We start from the raw sequence: 17,624 nt of genomic DNA, 5'->3' as shown, positions 1-17,624 counted from the left end.
GCTTCGCTGCCCACCCTGTGATATCTGCGCTCGCAATGACGAGAAGAGAGGCGCCTTACTCCGACGGCGCGATGCTCGGCGCCAGGATCACCTCGAGATGCTCGGGGCGGTCGCGGTTGACGTCGGTGAGATAGTCGTCCGCGATCTTGCGCAGGCGGCGGCTGAGCTCCGCGGAGACGCTGATGCTGTCGAGCTTGGTGTTCTCGTGGACGATGGCGAGGATGGCGTTGATGTGATGCGTGAACAGCTCGGCCGGCACCTTCGCAAGATCCGGCGCGTGCTCGATCACCCGGCACAGGCTCTCGGCGATTCCGGCCGCAGACGGAAAGCCGAACGTCGCCGCGTCGCCCTTGATGTCGTGGGCGGCGTGGAACAGCTCGTCGCGCCGCTGCTTGGTGAAGCCGTCCTTCTGCACGGCGGTCCAGGCCGCGGAGAGCCTGTCGACCTCGATCGCCATCCAGTGCTTGAACTCGCCGGAAAGGCTCGCGAGCGCCTGCTCGGCGCGACCTACCGGATCGTCCAGGTCCTTCTCCTCGACCCGGCGCAGCACCTTGCGCAGCGGATTGGGCTGCGTGATGATTTGATGCGTGGCGAAGGCCTTGACCTCGATGTCCCTTGCGCTTTTCTTCGCCATGATGCCTGCCTCGTCTGAAGACGTTGCGCTAGATGGTGGAGCGGGCCTTGTCGAGCAGCGAGGGCTGCTGCAACACCTCGTGCTTTTCGCCGACGCGGCGCTCGGGGCCCATATAGGCGGAATTGGTGTTGCGACGCCGATCCGGCCCGAAATAGGTCTTGGTCTTGATGAAGGGACGGGGATTGGCGACCACGTTGAGGATGCGCTGATAGAGCCCCTTGGCCGAGATCGGCTTGGCCAAAAATTCGGTGACGCCGGCATCGCGCGCGACCGTGACGCGGCGCTTCTCGGAATGCCCGGTCAGCATGATGATCGGCGCGTAGGGGTTGCCCTTGGATTCCGGCTGCCGGATCATCTGCGCAAGCTCGAGCCCGTCGAAGATCGGCATGGCCCAATCGGTGATGACGATGTCGGGCACGTAATGGCTGTACATCTCGAGCGCCGTTGCGCCGTCCTCGGCCTCATAGACCTCGCGCGCCCCAAAGGAATGCAGCAGCGTCCGCAGGATGCGGCGCATGTGCGGATTGTCGTCGCAGACGAGAAAGCGCAGCTTGTTGAAGTCGATACGGAACATGACGCCCGGGCCATAGCGGTCAACCTTCGTTAACCATATCGTGGCGGGAGTTAATGAAGGGTTGCGAGCGAGGCGCCGGCGGCGGGCGGGGCGGTGGCTTTAGTAGCCGAACTGCTCGCGCAGGATGCGCTCTTCCAGGCTGTGGCCGGGATCGAACAGCATGCGCATCGAGATGGTCTTGTCGGACAAGACCTCGACCCGGCGGACGTCGCGCACCTCGTCGTGGTCGGCCACCGCCGCCACGGGGCGCTTGTCGCCCTCCAGCACCTCGATCACGACATAGGCTGTGTTCGGCAGCAGCGCGCCGCGCCAGCGGCGCGGGCGGAAGGCGCTGATCGGGGTCAGCGCCAGCAGCGCGGCGTTGATCGGCAGGATCGGCCCCCGGGCCGAGAGGGTGTAGGCGGTCGAGCCGGCCGGCGTTGCCACCATGATGCCGTCGGCAATCAGCTCGGCCATGCGCTCGCGCTCGTCGATCATGATCCGCAGGCGCGCCGCCTGGTAGGTCTGCCGGAACAGGGCGACCTCGTTGATGGCGTGATGCAGATGGACGCGGTCGTTCACGTCGGTGGCGCGCATCAGAAGCGGATTGATCTCGGATTCATGCGCCGCCTCGAGACGCGCGCGCAGATCGTGCGTCGAGTATTCGTTCATCAGGAAGCCGACGGTGCCGCGATGCATGCCGTAGATCGGCTTACCCGTGTGCATGTTCTGGTGCAGCGTCTGCAACATCAAGCCGTCGCCGCCGAGCGCAACCACGATGTCGGCGTCCTTCGGGTCGCAATTGCCGTAGTCCCTGGTGAGCTGGCCGAAGGCGGCCTGCGCCTCGCTGCTCGGGCTGGCGACGAAGGCGATCCGGTCGTATCGCGAGGGCTTGGTCATGGCTTTTCGGGCAGGCCCGCTGGCTCGAGTGAGTTTTCCGCCGGGCTCGTCTATCCGACCTGGGGGTCCATTGTCGAGGATGACCGCCTCTCAAGGGAAACGGGCCATTGTCGATCCAGAGAACAAAACGGGTCGGTTTGGGCCAGCTCGGGCTCCTTCGCGCGCCATCGTGATCCCCCAAACCGTCGCAATTCCTCGCTAGCTTGGGTGCGCATCGGCTAATAGAGCCGGGCAGGGAGAACGACCATGCTCGCGATCTTGCCGACGCTGCGACGAACCGGGCTCGTGCTGGCCGTGTCTGCGCTCGCGCTCGCGAGCGTTGCGCGCGCGGAGGATCAGCCGCAGCCGCGCTCCGAGGCGGCGTCGCCAGCGGGACAGAAAGGTGGGCATGCCGGCAACGCGCAAGGTGCGGCGCAGGCGTCGCCGTCGGCCGCCGAGCCGCACCGCCTCCCGCCGGATTCAACCACCCAGCAGACGCTCGATCTGCCCGGCCGGACGCTCAACTTCACGGCCACCGCCGGCTCGATCCGCGTGTTCGACGGCAAGGGCGAGCCGCTGGCCGACATCGCTTACACCTCTTACCAGCTCGACGGCGCTGATCGCGCCACGCGCCCGGTCACCTTCCTGTTCAATGGCGGGCCCGGCGCGTCCTCGGCCTGGCTCCAGTTCGGCGCCGCCGGTCCGTGGCGGCTGCCGCTCGATGGCGAGGCATTGTCGCCGTCGGCCTCGCCCGAGGTGAAGCCGAACGCGGAGACCTGGCTCGATTTCACCGACCTCGTCTTCATCGATCCCGTCAGCACAGGCTACAGCCGCTTCGTCGCGAGCGGCGAGGACGCACGCAAATCGTTCTACTCCGTCGATGGCGACGTCAATGCGATCGCGCTCGTGATCCGCCGGTGGCTCGAGAAACACGACCGGCTGACCTCGCCGAAATACGTCGCGGGCGAGAGCTATGGCGGCATTCGCGGACCGAAGGTGGTGCGCCAGTTGCAACTCCAGCACGGCGTCGGCGTCAGGGGCTTGATCCTGGTCTCGCCGCTGCTCGATTTCCGCGAGTTCACCGGCACCAGCCTCCTGCAATATGTCGCGACCTTGCCGAGCTATGTCGCGGTGGCGCGCGAAGCCAAGGGGGCGGTCAAGCGCGCCGATCTCGCCGATGTTGAAGCTTACGCGCGGGGCGAATTCCTGGCCGACCTCATCAAGGGCGAGGCGGACAAGGAGGCAACCAATCGTCTAGCCGACAAGGTCGCCGAGCTTACCGGCATCGACCAGGCGGCGAGCCGCCGCCTTGCCGGACGCTTCGACGTCGGTGAATTCCGCCGCGAATTCGACCGCAAGAATGGTAAGGTGACAGGACGTTACGACGGCTCTGTGCGCGGCTTCGATCCCTATCCGGATTCGAGCAGCTCGCGGTTCGGCGATCCCTCAGGCGATGCGCTCCAGGCGCCGCTGACGAGCGCCGCGGTCGACCTGCTCGCGCGCAAGCTCAACTGGCGGCCCGACGGCTCCTACGAAGTGCTGAACGGCGCCGTGGAAGGTCACTGGGATTTCGGCCGCGGCATCAATCCGCCGCAATCGGTGTCCGATCTGCGCCAGATCCTCGCCACGGATGCCAAGCTGAACGTGCTGGTCGCGCATGGCCTGTTCGACCTTGCCACGCCCTATTTCGGAACGAAGCGGGTGCTCGATCAGCTGCCGGCGTTCGTGACGCAGCGGGTGAAGTTCGTGGTCTATCCCGGCGGCCACATGTTCTATTCGCGCGACGGCTCACGGCAGGCGCTTCGCAGCGAGGGCGAGGCGCTGGTTAGGGAGTAGGGCGCCGTTTGCGCGGTGGATAGCGTCGCGCAATTTCCTTCGCCACGACGCGCTCCGGCTTCACATTGGCGCCTGCGATCCAGATGTCGCTGACCTTGCCGCGCTTGTCGCGGATGCGGCGCACCGGCTCGCCGTGGCTGGAATAGCCTGCAGCCCAGGCCAGCCTGCCGGTGTCGCGGCCGGTGACCTCGATCTCGGCGGCATCCATGAACGGATTGATGAATTGCGGATTGGCGACGAGCACGCGGTTGCCCGCGGGGACGAGGTCAGTCGCGCCCCAGATCGTCCACCAGCGGCCAGTCCAGTCGCGTAGGCGACGGTCGGCCGCGCCGCGGGACTTGAACACGCGCAGGATCTGCAGCGCGCCGTCCATCCAGAACGGTGCCCCACCGTCGATGGAGTTGCTGATGATGCTGATCGCGAGCTCGCAGTCCGGGATGACGCAGGTCCTCGAGATATAGCCCTGGAAGTGGCCGCCATGACCGAACCAGTCCCAACCGTCCAGCTTGCCGGCGCCGATACCCAAGCCGTAATAGCCCTCGAAGCTCTGCGGGATGCGCCAATGGTGGCGCGTCATCTCGCGACGACTTGCGGCCGACAGCAGGCTCTGCTTCGCATTGGGTGCGAGCTGCGCGAAGAAGCGGGCGGTGTCGGCCGCACTGGCGGCGAAGCCCGTGGCTGCTGCCATTGCGTTGGTGGGATTGTCGCCGGGGATCACGCAACGCTCGCCCAGCGGCACTTTGCGCGTATGGCCGCGCGCGAACGGCGCGCCTTTGCGAAGTGGCGCGTCCGGCTCGGTTTCGCGAAGCCCTGCGGGCTCGATGATTTCGCGCTTGATCCAGACCGAGTAGGGCTCCTTCGCAACCGCCTCGATCACGAGGCCGAGCAGGCCAAAGCCGTGATTGGAATATTTGAAGCGGGTGCCGGGCTCGATCGCGGTCGGCAGCTTCAATTCTGCCAGCAGCTCCTTCGCGTTGAGATAGGGACGGCGGTCGATGAACTGGCCGGAATCGGCGCCGTCGCGGGTCAGGCCAGCGCTGTGCGACAGTGCCTGTGCGATCGTGGTCTCGGCGACGCGCGGATGCAGGCCGCCGACATATTGGCCGACCGTGTCGTCGAGCCGGATCTTGTGCTGCTCGCGCAGCTTCATGATGCCGGCCGAGGTGAAGCTCTTGGAATGGGAGGCGATCCGGCAGCGGTGGCGCGGGGTGAGCTTCTCGCCGGTGTCGAGATTGGCGAGGCCGAACGCATGCTCGGCGACGATCTCGCCGCGATGGGCGAACGCAACGATGACGCCTGGCTGCTGGATTGTCGTCAGTTGGAATTCGATCCAGGGGCCGATGTAGTCGATCGCGGATCGCAGCCATTCATCCATTGCACACCGATTTGCCGGAGGGATTGGTGCGAGAGGCTAGCCGAGAAAGCGGAACGGGCACAACTCGAAGGTTGTGCCCGTTGAGTTCGTTCGAACTTGCGATGTCGTCAGTAGACGAGCGTCGCGCCGGTCGGCTTGTCGAGCGCTGCGGCGAGCGAGCGATACTCGGAGCTGTCGGTGCCGGCGAGCGCGGCGATCTTGCCCAGATGATACTGTGCCTGTTCGCGGTTGCCCTGCTCGAGCTGCCAGAGGCCGTAATACTGCCAGGTGCGGACGTGGTTCGGATCGTCCTTCAGCGCGAGCTCGTAATAGGCCTTCGACGACTGGTAGTCGCCGAGCTTGCGATAGGAGTAGCCGATCAGATTGGCGACGTCGGCGACATCGTCGCGCTTCAGCGACTTCAACTGATCGATCGCACCGGTGTAGTCCTGCTTGTCGTAGATCGCAGTGTAGGCGGTGCGATAGGCGGCGAGGAATTTGGGGTCGCTGACGGAAGAGCTCTTCTTCTTGCCCTTCTTGGACGAAGAGTCCGACTTCGGCGGCGACGAGGGCTCGTCACTGCCGGCAGCATAGGCGCTGGACAGCACCGGTGCGGCCGCCAGCGACATGGCGACCAGTCCCGGCAAGACAAGCATTGAGAGTTTGCGCATCTAAATTCTCCCGTATGGAACGTGGCGATCCTACACGATTGCCCGAAGACCGGAACACCCGACCGGCAAAAACATTCCCGCATCGCACGATCCCTTCGCCCGCTTCCAGATGACAAACTTGTCATCGAGATGAACGGAAGCCTGCAATCGGCTTCAGACTGGGTTCAGCGCGCTCCCCCTAGGCTCCCACCCACGATCGAAGAGTTGGCGAGAGGGCGCCGCCTCAAGATCCTTTCAAGAGGAGACCACCATGCTGAAGACCATTTCCGCAGCCTTGCTCGCAGCTTCCGTCATCGCAGCTCCGGCTTTCGCTGCCGAGACCGGCAAGACCACCACGACCGCGCCGGTGATCAAGGCGGACCAGAGCCAGACCAAGTCCTCGACCACCGCCGTGAAACCGGACGCCGGCGTCAAGGCCGACGCCAAGACTCCCGAAGCCAAGCCTGCTGACGTCAAGGCGGATGCCAAGGTGGATGGCAAGTCGAAAGCGATGAATGCCAACGCGGCCGTGACGCCGGACGAGCACAAGACGGTACGCACGCATCGCCATCACAACAAGCATCTTTCGGCCAAGAAGTCGCAGAAGGCGCAGCCGGACCTGACCAAGCCGGCAACCACCGAGAAGCGCAGCTAACGACTGATCCTGCGCGGCGGCATTCCAAGCATTGCCCCGCCGCCGCGTCAGGACCTCAGGCCCGGCCCGCTGTCTCGGCGCCTTGCGCGAAAGCGCAGACGCCGGCGGCGGGACGGTGCGTTGGTCGAAAGGCCGCGCGGATGCGAATTCCCTTTGCGCAACCTAGCGGCTAGAACGTCTCCGAGTCTGATCGAGCGGAGAGCGAGACCTGTGGGACGATTGGCGAAACGTACGGCACGCTTGGCATTGATCATGGCCTTGCCGCTGGCGCTAACGGCATGTTTCGGCAGCGATGGCGACCGTCCAACGTTCGTCGGCGGGTCCCAGGCCGGAGGGCCGCAGCCGTTTCCCGATAATTTCCGCAGCGATACGCTGGCCCTGATGCGCACCTATCTAAACAATCCGGTCGGCGTGCGCGAGGCCAGCATGGCCGAGCCGGTTCAGCGCGAGGTCGGCGGCCGGCAGTTCTACGTGAGCTGTCTGCACTTCACCCCGCGCGAGACCGACGGCAGCTACAAGGCCATGCGCGAGCGCGCCGTGATCTTCGTCAACGGGCGAGGCGACCGCGTCGTCGACCGGACCAGCGAGCTCTGCGCAGGTGCGGTTTACGCACCCTTTCCGGAACTGGAAAAGATGACGCGGTGAGGCAAAGCCCGCCTTCATCGCCGCCTGTTAGATTGAAGGCTGCCGGAGCGGCCGGATCACATTTCGGCGAGCTTTGAACGGGGCGGTTTCGTGTTGCGACAAATTGTTACGGCAGGCCTTGCGCAGGTGACAAAAACGGTCGGGCCAGAGCGACTTGACGGAACAAAATCGCGATGTTGCCAACCCGTCACAGTAACGAACGATCAACGTTCCGGCACCGCCGCGAAGCAACCCAATTCACGCCACGTTGTTTCCTGAGTGTTGTAAATGAAAGAACGGGGATGATGATGAAATCGATTTTGCTGGGTGCGGCCGCTCTGCTCGCGCTGGCCGCGCCGGCTGCAGCGGCGGACATGCAGCCGCGCACCTACACCAAGGCTCCGGCCTATACGCCGCCGCAGGTGATCTACAATTGGACCGGTTTCTACATCGGCGGCCATGTCGGCGGCGCGTTTGCCGGCGACAGCAGCTTCCAGTCCAGCGACGCCCGCTTCCTGGGCGGCGTGCAGGGCGGCTTCGACTACCAGTTCGCACCGAATTGGGTGGTGGGTATCGAAGCCCAGTATTCCTGGCTGCCCACCAACAACAACGGTGTCACGTTCCCGCTGGGCACGCAGGTGACCTCCAACACCGACCAGCTCGGGTCGGTGACCGGTCGCATCGGCTACACCTGGGGTCCGACGCTGCTCTACGCCAAGGGCGGTTACGCCTGGCGTAATGGCGGCCTGGGCGTCAATGTCGCCGGCGTGCCGCAGACCTTCACCGCCACCGGCAACAACAAGGATGGCTACACCGTCGGCGCCGGCCTTGAATACATGTTCGCGCCGAACTGGTCGGCCAAGGCCGAGTACCAGTACTACAATTTCGGCAGCACCACCTTCACCTCCGGTCCGGCCGACATCGTCGGCGTCCGCGGCCGGGAGGACGAGCATACCGTCAAGGTCGGTGTGAACTACCGCTTCGGCTGGGGCGGGCCAGCAGCCTCGCGCTACTGACCCTTCCACCGCAACCACGCTCAGACAAAGAAAGGCAGGCACCGCCGGCCTTTCTTTTGTCGGCCGGTCCCATCGGCCCCGGGGTTTGCAATGCGTGAACCATCTGGCGCGTCATTTGCAAGCAAACATTCCGGAGCGCGCCTTCTCACGCGCGTCATGGGAGTTGGGTAAAGCAAAAATAATTTTTGCCGCTTACGGAACTCGCGCTCCGGAACGCGTTATATGAGAATTACCGGGCTGGTGGGACGACGGACATGCGTATCTTGGTGTCGGCAGGGGTGCTTTCGTGCTTCCTCTGCCTGCCGTGCTCTGCACAAACAATCCTCAAATCCGAGCCTCTGATGTTGGCACCCTACGAGGTGGCTTTCGTCAAGGACGCTTCCTGTCCGTCGGGCAAGGTGCTGAAGGTGACCGGCGCCATCCGCGGGCTGCACCGCCGCAAGGCCTGTGTGCCCATGCCGGGCGAGCAGGCATCGCTTGCGGCCGCCACGCCCTAACCACTTTGCGGCTTTCGCCTGCAATCCTCAGGAATTCAGCTCAAGCTCCATCCTGGACTGGCGGTCGGCCTCGGCCTTGTTCTTGGCGGGGGCCTCGCCTTGGGCTGCTTGGCAAGGCGCGATCTCGTAGTCATTGTCGAGCACCCGGCGTGGTCCGGGCCGCTCATCGTCCGCCATGACATCGACGACGAGACCACTCCGCTGGGCCAGCTTCCAGACGTCGGCCTCGCTCGGATAGGCCTTGCTGATCTGGGCGTCGTTGCAGAACAGGGCGTAGGGCATTCTTACCGCTCCAAGATTGGCAATTAACGAGCTTGCGGGGTAAGGGGTTCCGGTCGACCGTCGATCACGGAGCCGTGATCGAGGGGCCGAGCCCTGAGTCCTTAACGAGTCCTGAATCCGGGAAAAAAGAATCCCTGGGACTCCTTGGCCGGAATCAGCGGATGTTTTCCGCTATGACGAGCGACCTCAAGACCTCCTGCGGGCACATGCTCCTACCGCTGACGCTGGCGCTATTCGGCGCCTGCGCGGCCAATCTTTGGCTGGTCTGGTCCTGGCTTTAGGCCCTCTGGGGGCGGCTTACCTTTCGGCCGATGGGCCGGGGGCGTCGCGGATGGCGGCGCGCAATTTGGTCAGGGTTGCGGCACAATATTCCTCGCGCTCGCGCTCGAACCGCTCCTGATGCTTGCGGAAATTGGCGATGCGGGCCTGCATCTCGGAGCGGAAATCTCCGCCGGCCCGTGGCGGCGGAAGAGGCGTGGGCAGAGGCGGCGCGGAAGCTTGCGTCAGCTCGGCCTCGACCGTGACGGTCTCGACCGCGACAAACTCGGTCGCGCTGATCGACGCAACCGTGGTCCTCTCCGGCTGAAGGACGTCATCCTTTCTGCCGGTTACCGATTGGACGAAGGCCAGTGTCTGCGCGATCAGTGCGTCGCGCTCCCTGATCCATTTCATGATCGACCTCAGCCACCTCATTCCAGCAAAGCGGCTGCGACGAATCAAGGAGGTTTGCAAGGGATTGCATATTTTTCCCGATCGCCCGACATTAGCCAGATGGATGCCGGAAAAGAACGGTCGGAAGAGGTGGAGGGGCTGAGGCTCATCCGCGCCTTCCTGTCGCTGCCGCCCGACAAGCGGGCGGAGGTGATCGCGTTCGTGGAGGAATTGGCCCGTGCCCATGGCTGGCCCGAAGAGGGCACGAAGGTATCGCCGAGGTGAGTGCTATCGCTCGCGCGGATTGACGTTGGGCTCGAACGGCGCGCCGACCACCCGGACCGGTGTCTGAACCGGCGTCCGGGGAGCATCGATGGCAGATCGCTCTGCGCCCAGCCTTGCCGGAGCCGGCTCGAGCATTGGCTGAAGCAGCGTCAATGTGCCGGCCAAGGCGCTGCAGCACAGCGTCACCGTCGCCAGCAGAAACATGTTTCGGTTCTCTTCTCTGATCCGCATGCGCTGACAACGGCTGCCATCGGGCCGCGGTTCCCGGAGCGGTGATCAGGGTCGCTCCTGAGTGAAAACAGGCCGAAGCTTACGCGAGGCTTACGCCGGAGCGCAGAAGGGTTAGTTTTCCGTAAGACTACTCGGGTCATTGAGATTAAATTTTAACGTCCGCCGGTTCCAATGCCGGTGCTGGGAATATGCGTCAGCAGAACCATCATCGGGCGGCGGAAATGAGCTTTTTGAACAATCTGAAGATCGTGTGGAAGGTCGCGCTGATCGTGACCGTGATGGGGTGTGCGATGATCGGCGTCGCGACCTTCGGTGTGCGTGAGCTGTCCGCGACCGTCGATGGCTTCGGCGAACTCGCCGCCGCGCAATCCTCCGCCCTCAGCCTTGCGCGCGCCCAGCGCCGCACGGAGACTTATCATGCCGCGCTCTATGCCATCTTCACCGAGGCGACCGAGGCCGGCAATGCCGCTCGCCTGAAGACTGCGAACCAGAATCGCGACGAGATCCGTCAATATCTGGACGCGGCGGAGCAGGATGATCCGTCACGCGCGAGCCAGATCAAGAGCATCGGTGACCAGCTGACGGCGGCCTTCGCAGGGTGCGACCCGGTGCTGAAGGCCGGATCGCAGGCCAGCAGCACCGAAGAGAATGCCAAGGCCGCTGATCGGGCTCACAAGGAGTGCGATCCGTTGCTCGACGCGGCCCTGGCGCGCATCGCCAAGTTCACCACCGAGACCGCGCAGGTGGTTGCCAAGCGCAAGGACGCCATCAACCGCGACGCTCACGCTGCGACCTGGACCGTGATCGGCGTCAGCGCCGGCGGCCTCGTCCTGGGCATCCTGATCGCGCTGTTCATCGGTCTCAAGGCAATGTCGCAGCCGATCGCCCGGCTCAAGCTCGCCATGGAGGGACTTGCCCGCAACGATCTCAGCACCGAGGTGCCCGAGAAGGACCGGCGCGACGAGATCGGCGACATGGCCAAGACCGTCGAAGTGTTCAAGACCAACGGCCTCGAGGTCGAGCGCCTCAAGGCTGCGCAGCTCGAAGCAGAGAAGCAGGCTGCCGAGCAGCGTCGCCGGGACATGATCGATCTCGCCGACGGTTTCGAACGTGCGGTCGCCGAGATCATCGAGACCGTCGGATCCGCTTCCACCGAGCTCGAAGCGTCGTCCTCGACGCTGGCCACCACCGCGCAGCGCGCGCAGGAGCTGACCTCGGTCGTTGCGGTTGCCTCCGGCGAAGCCACCGGCAACGTGCAATCGGTCGCGACTGCCACGGAGGAGCTGTCCTCGTCGGTCAACGAGATCAGCCGACAGGTGCAGGAATCCGCGCGGATGGCGGGTGAAGCCGTCGCCCAGGCCCGCACCACGACGGAACGGGTCAGCGAGCTCTCGGTCGCAGCGACGCGGATCGGCGACGTCGTCGAACTGATCAACACCATTGCCGGCCAGACCAACCTCTTGGCGCTCAACGCCACGATCGAGGCGGCGCGCGCCGGCGAGGCCGGCCGCGGCTTCGCCGTCGTTGCCTCCGAGGTGAAGACGCTCGCCGAGCAGACCGCGAAAGCGACCGGCGAGATCAGCCAGCAGATCACCGGGATCCAGACCGCGACGCAAGAATCGGTCAACGCGATCCGCGACATCTCCGTGACCATCGAGCGGCTGTCGGAGGTGTCCTCGACCATTGCCGCGGCGGTCGAGGAGCAGGGCGCCGCGACCCAGGAGATCTCGCGCAACGTGCAGCAGGCCGCTCACGGCACCCAGCAGGTCTCCTCGAACATCACCGACGTGCAGCGCGGCGCTGCCGAGACCGGCTCGGCCTCCTCGGAGGGGCTCTCGACCGCCAAGATGCTGGCGACCGACAGCAACCGGCTGAAGGACGAGGTCGGAAAATTCCTGCGGACGGTGCGCACGGCGTAAGCCCGGGCGCCGGCGTTCGTCTGCCGCGGCCTCGGTCACGCCAGCCAGGAAACCGAGCACGACCACCAAGAGCATGGCCGTCATGATGACGGCCGTCACCGCGCCGGCGACGATCTGGCCTTCTCTTTTGCGGTGGTCGGGCGCATGTGACTGGACGAGACCAATAACGCGATTGGGTTCGCTGCCAGGCAATTTCGAACAGTTCGCCTGGCGTGTATAGTACCTGCGCCGCAACAGGTCTTGCCCGATGATCTCCAATCGTCCCTCCGTGCTTGCCCACGACCGCTTCGTCGCCGACCGCGACAATTTCTCAGGGCTGGATCTCGCTGCGCGGTTCGAGCGGATCGAGCGGACGAACCTCTGGGGCGCTGTCAGCTCGGTGTCGGGCCTCGGCTCGGAGGACACCGCCACCGCCGCGATCCGGGACGCACTTCCGCCGTTGCTGCAACGGCTCGGCGTGCGCTCGCTGCTCGATGCGCCCTGTGGCGATGCGGGCTGGATCGGCCTCCTCAAGCTCGATCTCGACTACATCGGCATCGACATCGTGCCGGCGCTGATCGAGGCCAACAACCGGCGCGTGGCGGACGGCGAACTCGCCGGCCGTTTCCTGGTTGCCGATATCACCCGCGATGCACTGCCGCACGCCGATCTGATCCTGTGCCGCGACTGCCTGGTGCATCTGAGTTTCCAGAACATCGCCCGCGTCACCGCCCGCTTTCGCGAGAGTGGCGCGCAATTCTTGCTCGCCACGACGTTTCCGGAAGTCGAGGACAATCACGATTGCGAGGACGGCGACTGGCGCGCGCTCAACATGACGAGGGCGCCGTTCGACTGGCCGGCGCCGCGCGAGTTGATCGACGAGCGGTGCGAGGAGGGCGATGGCGGTTGGCGCGACAAGAGCCTCGGGCTCTGGCAGCTGGACGCGTTGCCGGATCGCATCCGCATCGCCACGGATGTGTGACGGCCGGAGGGCGCAACTCCATTGCGTCCGCGATCGTGATGGCGATAGACTTAAGGTTGTGTGAAGCGTTCTCATCTCGCATGCCGGAGCCTACCATGAGCGTACGTGCCGTGCTGGTCGCGTTGTTGATCTGGTGCAGCGCGCCGGCGCTGGCGCAGCAGGACGGTGCGGCGCTCTATGCAACGCATTGCGCGCAATGCCACGACGGCGATGCGCAGAGCCGCGTGCCGGGCCGCGGCGCCATGCAGGCGATGTCGTTCGACCATGTGATGGGGACGTTGACCTCGGGCACCATGGCCGCCATGGCGAAGGACCGCAGCGACGCCGAACGCCGTGCGATAGCTGCCTTCGTCACCGGCAAGATGCCGACGGCTGGTGGCCTCGCGGCCGACGCGGACGGCCGCTGCGCGCAGCAGGTGAGCGGCTTTCCGCAAGCGCTCGACGGTCCGCGCTGGAACGGGTGGGGCGTCGATGCCGGCAACAGCCGCTTCCAGCCGGCCGACATGGCGGGGCTGACCGCGGCGCAGGTGCCGCAGTTGCGGTTGAAATGGGCCTATGCCTTTCCCGGCGCCTCGGTGTCCTTTGCGCCGCCGACCATCGTCGGCGGCCTGCTGTTCATCGGCGGCACCGATCGCAAGGTGCACGCGCTCGACGCACGAAGCGGCTGCACGCTGTGGACGCTGGCGATCGATGCGGCGGGGCGCGCCGCGATCAGCTTTGCGAAGCTTCCAGGCTCCGACCAGGTCGCGATCTTCTTCGGCGATCTGCGTGCCAACGCCTATGCGGTGAACGCGCTGACCGGCGCGCTGATCTGGAAGACCAAGGTCGAGGAGCATGCCGCCGCGCGCATCACCGGCGCGCCGACGCTGCATTCGGGCGTGCTCTACGTGCCGGTGTCCTCGCTCGAGGAAGCGGCCGGCTCCCAGGCCTCGTACGAATGCTGCACCTTCCGCGGCAGCGTGGTGGCGCTGGATGCGGCGACCGGCAAGATGATCTGGCAGGCCTACACGATCCCGGAGATACCGCATCCGACCGGCAAGAATGCCCGGGGCACGCAGCTGTTCGGCCCATCGGGCGCTGCGATCTGGTCGGCGCCGACGATCGATGCGCAGCGGGGCGCGGTCTATGTCGCGACCAGCAATTCCTATTCGAATCCGCCGGCCGCGACCGCCGATGCGATCCTGGCGTTCGATCTCGCGACCGGGAAGCTGTTGTGGAAGCAGCAGGCGACGCCGAAGGACGCCTTTGTCGTCGCCTGCTTCACTGCGGACAAGACCAATTGTCCCGAGGACCCCGGGCCTGATCACGATTTCGGGCAATCGCCGATCCTCACAACCTTGCGCGCTGGCAGACGTGTTCTTGCCATCGCGCAGAAGTCGGGCGTCGTGCACGCGCTCGATCCCGACGATGGCGGCAAGATCCTGTGGCAGACCCGGGTCGGGAAGGGCGGTTCACTCGGCGGCAGCGAATGGGGCTCGGCCGCGGATGGGGAGCGCATCTATGTCGCCAACTCCGACGTGCGCTTCAAGCGCGACGGCACGCGGCAGCTCGATTCCACCCAAGGCGGCGGCCTGTTCGGCCTCGATCTTGCCAGCGGGAAGGTCGTGATGGACGTGCCGCCGGTTGCTTGCGGCGAACGTCCCCAATGCAGCCCGGCGCTCTCGGCGGCGGTGAGCCTGATCCCGGGCGTCGTGTTCTCCGGCAGCGTCAGCGGCTTCCTGCGCGCCTATGCCACCGACGGCAAGCTGCTCTGGGAGTTCGACACCGCGCGGGATTTCAAGGCGGTGAACGGCGTCCCCGCCCATGGCGGCGCGATCGACGGCCCCGGGCCGGTCATCGCCGGCGGCATGCTCTACACCAATTCCGGCTACGGCCAATGGAGCGGCGTCCCCGGCAACGTGCTGCTGGCGTTCGAGGCCGGGACGGAGTGAGCATCACGCGTTCGCTCCGATGTCCCGGACGCGCTACAACGCTTCTGCAGACGGGTTGAGGCTATCTCCTCGAACGCGTCATTGCGAACGCAGCGAAGCAATCCAGAGTCATTCTGCGGTGGCAGTCTGTATTGCTTCGCTACGCAATGACGGAGGGTGAGCAATGGCGTGCCTTTTCAACTCGCATCCGGCCAACGAGGGAGAGCAATTCGATGATCGATGCCAGATGCAGCTGCGGTGCCGTTGCGTTGTCGCTCCCGGGACCATCGCAGCTCGTCGTCGTCTGTCATTGCCTCGACTGCCAGCGGCGAACCGGCGCGCCGTTCGGTGTCGGTGCCTTCTATGCCGCAGAGACCGTCACGATCTCGGGGATGCCAAAGCCATACGTCCGGACAGCCGCAAGCGGCGGCAAGGTCCGCAGCTATTTCTGCGCTGACTGCGGCTCAACGCTCTATTGGCAGGCCGACAATCTGCCTGCCATGATCGGCGTCGCCGTCGGCGCGATCGCGCAACCGGACTTCCCAGCGCCGATCAGATCGGTGTTCGAGCAGTCGAAACACCATTGGGTGGAGATCGAAGGTGCCGAGCACCTCCAGCGAGGCAGCGCGCCGAAGCAGTCGCGCTGAGAGCTGTACGCCAGACGATGGTGCCGGCTGAGGGGATTGAACCCCCGACCTTCGGTTTACAAAACCTATTGTCTGTAAACAGGATATCGCCCGAAGGGGCCTGAAACGCAAAATTTGTTGACAGTATAATAGGTTATGAGGGTGCCCAAAATCGACCGCTTGTGGAGGGGACCTTTGGTCTCCATATCGGTGTATCCCCTTGTATCCCCAAAAGGCAGGGAAATGGCAAACAAGCGATACGCTCTGACGAAAGATTTGCTGAGCGAGGCCGGCGCGAAGCGCAACGCGGACGCCGAATGTCAGTTCGCGATCGATAATCCCAGAGGCCTGAGCATCCGCGTCAGGGGCGGAGAAGTTGCTTACTATGTGCAGGCTCGCACGCGTGTCCGAGGCCAAAAGTCCACGGTCGTAAAACGGCGGCTTGGTGCGGTGGGGGACTTCACGTTCGCCCAGGTGAAGAAGATCGCCACGGAGGCAATATTCGCGATCAAGAACGGCCGCGACCCGGACGCCGTCATCGAAACAAGGTTGATGGGGGGCGACGAAAAGTCCGTCGCTGTCGCAGTTGACCGCGCTGAAGCCTTGAAGGGCGAACTGTGGACGTTCGAGACACTGATCACTCAGTATGCGCAGCGAACGAAAAGCTCGAAAGACGGTGGCCGCAACGAAGGAACCAAGCTGCGCCTTGCGCCTTCGTCCGTCACCGAGCTTGAGACGCGATTGCGGGATCGGCCGGAAAACGCCGAGCTCAAGAAGCGCTTCGTAAAGGAGCTCCGCCTCGAAGATCTTGAAGAGGTTCGCGACCGCATCGATGCCAGCGGTTCAGGTCCCTCAGCTGGAGCAAAATACGTCGATCTCGCCAAGCGGGTCCTGCGCTGGGGACTCAAGCAAAAGCGGCGCTTCACCGGCCTTGAGCCGACCGCGACCTGGTGGGAAGCATTGTCCCACGAGTACGAGATGGAGGATCGCTCGGGGCGCTATCTGACCCCGGCCCAGATCGGGATGCTGATCGCGCTTTTGGAGGCCGTCAGGCCTTTGGGGGGCAATAACAACGACGCGGTCCTCGGTGCCCTGCAGGTTTCATGGATGATTCCCCAACGGAGCTCCGCGCTGGTGAACATGCTCGCCTTGGGCTCCGATCGCTGGGTGCCTGATCCCGCGCCGGAGCGTGCTGGCTGGCGCGTCTATACCTGGAAACCGGATGAGGTCAAAAACAAGCGCGAAATCAAGCTGAGCGTACCGCCTATTGCGATCGAGATCCTCGAAAGAGTGGCGCGGTACTCGAAGCAGCAGTTGGGAGCGGTCTCGATGTGGGCGTTTCCGCAGGATCGTAACAAGTATCTTATGCGCGCTCTTGCCGCTAAGCAACGTAACGATAATCGCGTACCGGCCCATCTGGACAAAGCGATTACCCCTTCCTCCCTCAATCACGCGCTCGATGCCCTGGCCGGACGCAAGCCGGGATGGCCCGATTTGCTCACCGTGGTCGGGCTGCCCAACCGAATTGGCCCTCACGACGAGCGTCGGTCCGTCACGAGCTTCTTCGAGAATTTTGGCGAAGGCGCATATGCATCGGCGCTCCTGGATCATCGCGTGAGCGGCGCAGACAAGATGTCACGTGAGGTCGCTGCGATTACCCAGAGCGTTTACAGCGCTGCCGACCGGGTGGTGTTCAAGGCCGAAGGCATGCTGATCTGGATGGAAGCGGTCTTGCCTGCCTACGAAGCTGCAAAGAAGGACCCGCGCCTGGCGAAGGCGGTTGAAATGCGAAAGGCCGCTTTGGCGAATGGGTTGTCGGATGAGAAGACGAACGGGCGATCCAAGGCACGTGCCGCCGGCGCGCTTGCGTCGCTTTAGTGGAGGGGCGAGGCCCTCCCGCGCGCCACTAGATCCAGCGTAACCCCCTGATTTTCAGACTTGGCCGATCGAAGTTTCGACGCGAGGGATGTCTCATTGATACATCAGGAAGCGTGGTCCATCAATCGCACTTGGAACTGCGGTAAGTCCTTCGCATACGCTCATGGGCGCCGACAGCTCGTC

Annotated in this window: 19 protein-coding genes; 11 read left to right on the top strand and 8 right to left on the bottom strand. The window is 64.5% G+C overall.

Features of this window, described 5'->3' with window-relative positions:
• Positions 1-55: 55 nt before the first annotated feature.
• From X268_RS19815 to X268_RS19805, 3 genes are all read right to left on the bottom strand, one after another.
• Positions 56-634: an Hpt domain-containing protein gene (locus X268_RS19815; protein WP_128926470.1), complete on the bottom strand. Its 579-nt coding sequence runs from the start codon at positions 632-634 to the stop codon at positions 56-58.
• Between the two features lie 28 nt (positions 635-662).
• Positions 663-1,208, bottom strand: coding sequence for a response regulator (locus X268_RS19810; RefSeq protein ID WP_011088265.1), 546 nt, complete (start codon positions 1,206-1,208; stop codon positions 663-665).
• Between the two features lie 99 nt (positions 1,209-1,307).
• Positions 1,308-2,087, bottom strand: coding sequence for an NAD kinase (locus tag X268_RS19805; protein ID WP_128926469.1), 780 nt, complete (start codon positions 2,085-2,087; stop codon positions 1,308-1,310).
• A gap of 246 nt (positions 2,088-2,333) precedes the next feature.
• Between X268_RS19805 and X268_RS19800 the strand changes: the two genes are divergently transcribed.
• Positions 2,334-3,902: a S10 family peptidase gene (locus X268_RS19800; RefSeq protein ID WP_128926468.1), complete on the top strand. Its 1,569-nt coding sequence runs from the start codon at positions 2,334-2,336 to the stop codon at positions 3,900-3,902.
• On the opposite strand, the gene X268_RS19795 is transcribed toward X268_RS19800, so the two are convergent.
• Together X268_RS19795 and X268_RS19790 are read right to left on the bottom strand one after the other, a co-directional pair.
• Positions 3,892-5,277 (bottom strand): serine hydrolase domain-containing protein, encoded by a 1,386-nt coding sequence (locus X268_RS19795; protein WP_128926467.1) that lies wholly within the window; start codon positions 5,275-5,277, stop codon positions 3,892-3,894. The genes X268_RS19800 and X268_RS19795 overlap by 11 nt on opposite strands.
• 107 nt (positions 5,278-5,384) lie before the next feature.
• Positions 5,385-5,927 (bottom strand): tetratricopeptide repeat protein, encoded by a 543-nt coding sequence (locus X268_RS19790; protein ID WP_128926466.1) that lies wholly within the window; start codon positions 5,925-5,927, stop codon positions 5,385-5,387.
• 250 nt (positions 5,928-6,177) lie between these two features.
• Here X268_RS19790 and X268_RS19785 point away from each other — a divergent pair, with 250 nt between their 5' ends.
• The 4 genes from X268_RS19785 to X268_RS40715 all read left to right on the top strand — a co-directional run bounded on the left by X268_RS19785 (position 6,178) and on the right by X268_RS40715 (position 8,698).
• A complete protein-coding gene (locus tag X268_RS19785) occupies positions 6,178-6,561 on the top strand; it encodes a His-rich protein BRANT (RefSeq protein ID WP_128926465.1) in 384 nt (127 codons plus the stop codon).
• Positions 6,562-6,813: 252 nt separating this feature from the next.
• Positions 6,814-7,206 (top strand): hypothetical protein, encoded by a 393-nt coding sequence (locus tag X268_RS19780; RefSeq protein WP_430648231.1) that lies wholly within the window; start codon positions 6,814-6,816, stop codon positions 7,204-7,206.
• A 287-nt stretch (positions 7,207-7,493) separates the two neighbouring features.
• Positions 7,494-8,201 (top strand): outer membrane protein, encoded by a 708-nt coding sequence (locus X268_RS19775; RefSeq protein ID WP_164937822.1) that lies wholly within the window; start codon positions 7,494-7,496, stop codon positions 8,199-8,201.
• Positions 8,202-8,455: 254 nt separating this feature from the next.
• Complete coding sequence (locus tag X268_RS40715) at positions 8,456-8,698, top strand: DUF6719 family protein (protein WP_128926463.1); 243 nt, start codon at positions 8,456-8,458, stop codon at positions 8,696-8,698.
• 27 nt (positions 8,699-8,725) lie between these two features.
• Here X268_RS40715 and X268_RS19765 read toward each other — a convergent pair whose 3' ends face one another.
• On the bottom strand, positions 8,726-8,980 hold the full coding sequence (locus X268_RS19765; protein WP_128926462.1) for a hypothetical protein: 255 nt from the start codon (positions 8,978-8,980) through the stop codon (positions 8,726-8,728).
• A gap of 297 nt (positions 8,981-9,277) precedes the next feature.
• The gene (locus tag X268_RS19760; RefSeq protein WP_128926461.1) at positions 9,278-9,652 is read right to left on the bottom strand and encodes a hypothetical protein; all 375 of its coding nucleotides are present in this window, start codon (positions 9,650-9,652) and stop codon (positions 9,278-9,280) included.
• Between the two features lie 99 nt (positions 9,653-9,751).
• On the opposite strand from X268_RS19760, the gene X268_RS39545 reads away from it, so the two are divergent.
• Positions 9,752-9,916, top strand: coding sequence for a hypothetical protein (locus tag X268_RS39545; RefSeq protein ID WP_164937821.1), 165 nt, complete (start codon positions 9,752-9,754; stop codon positions 9,914-9,916).
• Between the two features lie 3 nt (positions 9,917-9,919).
• On the opposite strand, the gene X268_RS19755 is transcribed toward X268_RS39545, so the two are convergent.
• Positions 9,920-10,120 (bottom strand): hypothetical protein, encoded by a 201-nt coding sequence (locus X268_RS19755; protein ID WP_208764382.1) that lies wholly within the window; start codon positions 10,118-10,120, stop codon positions 9,920-9,922.
• Positions 10,121-10,368: 248 nt separating this feature from the next.
• Between X268_RS19755 and X268_RS19750 the strand changes: the two genes are divergently transcribed.
• The 5 genes from X268_RS19750 to X268_RS19725 all read left to right on the top strand — a co-directional run bounded on the left by X268_RS19750 (position 10,369) and on the right by X268_RS19725 (position 17,441).
• Positions 10,369-12,066 (top strand): methyl-accepting chemotaxis protein, encoded by a 1,698-nt coding sequence (locus X268_RS19750; RefSeq protein WP_128926459.1) that lies wholly within the window; start codon positions 10,369-10,371, stop codon positions 12,064-12,066.
• Positions 12,067-12,313: 247 nt separating this feature from the next.
• Positions 12,314-13,027, top strand: coding sequence for a class I SAM-dependent methyltransferase (locus X268_RS19745; RefSeq protein WP_128926458.1), 714 nt, complete (start codon positions 12,314-12,316; stop codon positions 13,025-13,027).
• Between the two features lie 95 nt (positions 13,028-13,122).
• Positions 13,123-14,958, top strand: coding sequence for an outer membrane protein assembly factor BamB family protein (locus X268_RS19740; RefSeq protein ID WP_128926457.1), 1,836 nt, complete (start codon positions 13,123-13,125; stop codon positions 14,956-14,958).
• A gap of 212 nt (positions 14,959-15,170) precedes the next feature.
• Positions 15,171-15,584: a GFA family protein gene (locus X268_RS19735; RefSeq protein WP_128926456.1), complete on the top strand. Its 414-nt coding sequence runs from the start codon at positions 15,171-15,173 to the stop codon at positions 15,582-15,584.
• Positions 15,585-15,806: 222 nt separating this feature from the next.
• On the top strand, positions 15,807-17,441 hold the full coding sequence (locus X268_RS19725; protein ID WP_128926455.1) for a hypothetical protein: 1,635 nt from the start codon (positions 15,807-15,809) through the stop codon (positions 17,439-17,441).
• The last annotated feature ends 183 nt before the right edge of the window (positions 17,442-17,624 follow it).

The organism is Bradyrhizobium guangxiense (assembly GCF_004114915.1).
GTDB classification, from domain to species: domain Bacteria; phylum Pseudomonadota; class Alphaproteobacteria; order Rhizobiales; family Xanthobacteraceae; genus Bradyrhizobium; species Bradyrhizobium guangxiense.
The sequence above is the reverse complement of the archived record's forward strand: the minus strand, read 5'-3'. Positions and strand labels throughout refer to the sequence as shown.

Excerpts from the sequence above, each read along its gene's own strand:
- X268_RS19815 (WP_128926470.1), bottom strand. The coding sequence starts at position 634 with ATGGCGAAGAAAAGCGCAAGGGACATCGAGGTCAAGGCCTTCGCCACG.
- X268_RS19810 (WP_011088265.1), bottom strand. The coding sequence starts at position 1,208 with ATGTTCCGTATCGACTTCAACAAGCTGCGCTTTCTCGTCTGCGACGAC.
- X268_RS19805 (WP_128926469.1), bottom strand. The coding sequence starts at position 2,087 with ATGACCAAGCCCTCGCGATACGACCGGATCGCCTTCGTCGCCAGCCCG.
- X268_RS19800 (WP_128926468.1), top strand. The coding sequence starts at position 2,334 with ATGCTCGCGATCTTGCCGACGCTGCGACGAACCGGGCTCGTGCTGGCC.
- X268_RS19795 (WP_128926467.1), bottom strand. The coding sequence starts at position 5,277 with ATGGATGAATGGCTGCGATCCGCGATCGACTACATCGGCCCCTGGATC.
- X268_RS19790 (WP_128926466.1), bottom strand. The coding sequence starts at position 5,927 with ATGCGCAAACTCTCAATGCTTGTCTTGCCGGGACTGGTCGCCATGTCG.
- X268_RS19785 (WP_128926465.1), top strand. The coding sequence starts at position 6,178 with ATGCTGAAGACCATTTCCGCAGCCTTGCTCGCAGCTTCCGTCATCGCA.
- X268_RS19780 (WP_430648231.1), top strand. The coding sequence starts at position 6,814 with ATGGCCTTGCCGCTGGCGCTAACGGCATGTTTCGGCAGCGATGGCGAC.
- X268_RS19775 (WP_164937822.1), top strand. The coding sequence starts at position 7,494 with ATGAAATCGATTTTGCTGGGTGCGGCCGCTCTGCTCGCGCTGGCCGCG.
- X268_RS40715 (WP_128926463.1), top strand. The coding sequence starts at position 8,456 with ATGCGTATCTTGGTGTCGGCAGGGGTGCTTTCGTGCTTCCTCTGCCTG.
- X268_RS19765 (WP_128926462.1), bottom strand. The coding sequence starts at position 8,980 with ATGCCCTACGCCCTGTTCTGCAACGACGCCCAGATCAGCAAGGCCTAT.
- X268_RS19760 (WP_128926461.1), bottom strand. The coding sequence starts at position 9,652 with ATGAAATGGATCAGGGAGCGCGACGCACTGATCGCGCAGACACTGGCC.
- X268_RS39545 (WP_164937821.1), top strand. The coding sequence starts at position 9,752 with ATGGATGCCGGAAAAGAACGGTCGGAAGAGGTGGAGGGGCTGAGGCTC.
- X268_RS19755 (WP_208764382.1), bottom strand. The coding sequence starts at position 10,120 with ATGTTTCTGCTGGCGACGGTGACGCTGTGCTGCAGCGCCTTGGCCGGC.
- X268_RS19750 (WP_128926459.1), top strand. The coding sequence starts at position 10,369 with ATGAGCTTTTTGAACAATCTGAAGATCGTGTGGAAGGTCGCGCTGATC.
- X268_RS19745 (WP_128926458.1), top strand. The coding sequence starts at position 12,314 with ATGATCTCCAATCGTCCCTCCGTGCTTGCCCACGACCGCTTCGTCGCC.
- X268_RS19740 (WP_128926457.1), top strand. The coding sequence starts at position 13,123 with ATGAGCGTACGTGCCGTGCTGGTCGCGTTGTTGATCTGGTGCAGCGCG.
- X268_RS19735 (WP_128926456.1), top strand. The coding sequence starts at position 15,171 with ATGATCGATGCCAGATGCAGCTGCGGTGCCGTTGCGTTGTCGCTCCCG.
- X268_RS19725 (WP_128926455.1), top strand. The coding sequence starts at position 15,807 with ATGGCAAACAAGCGATACGCTCTGACGAAAGATTTGCTGAGCGAGGCC.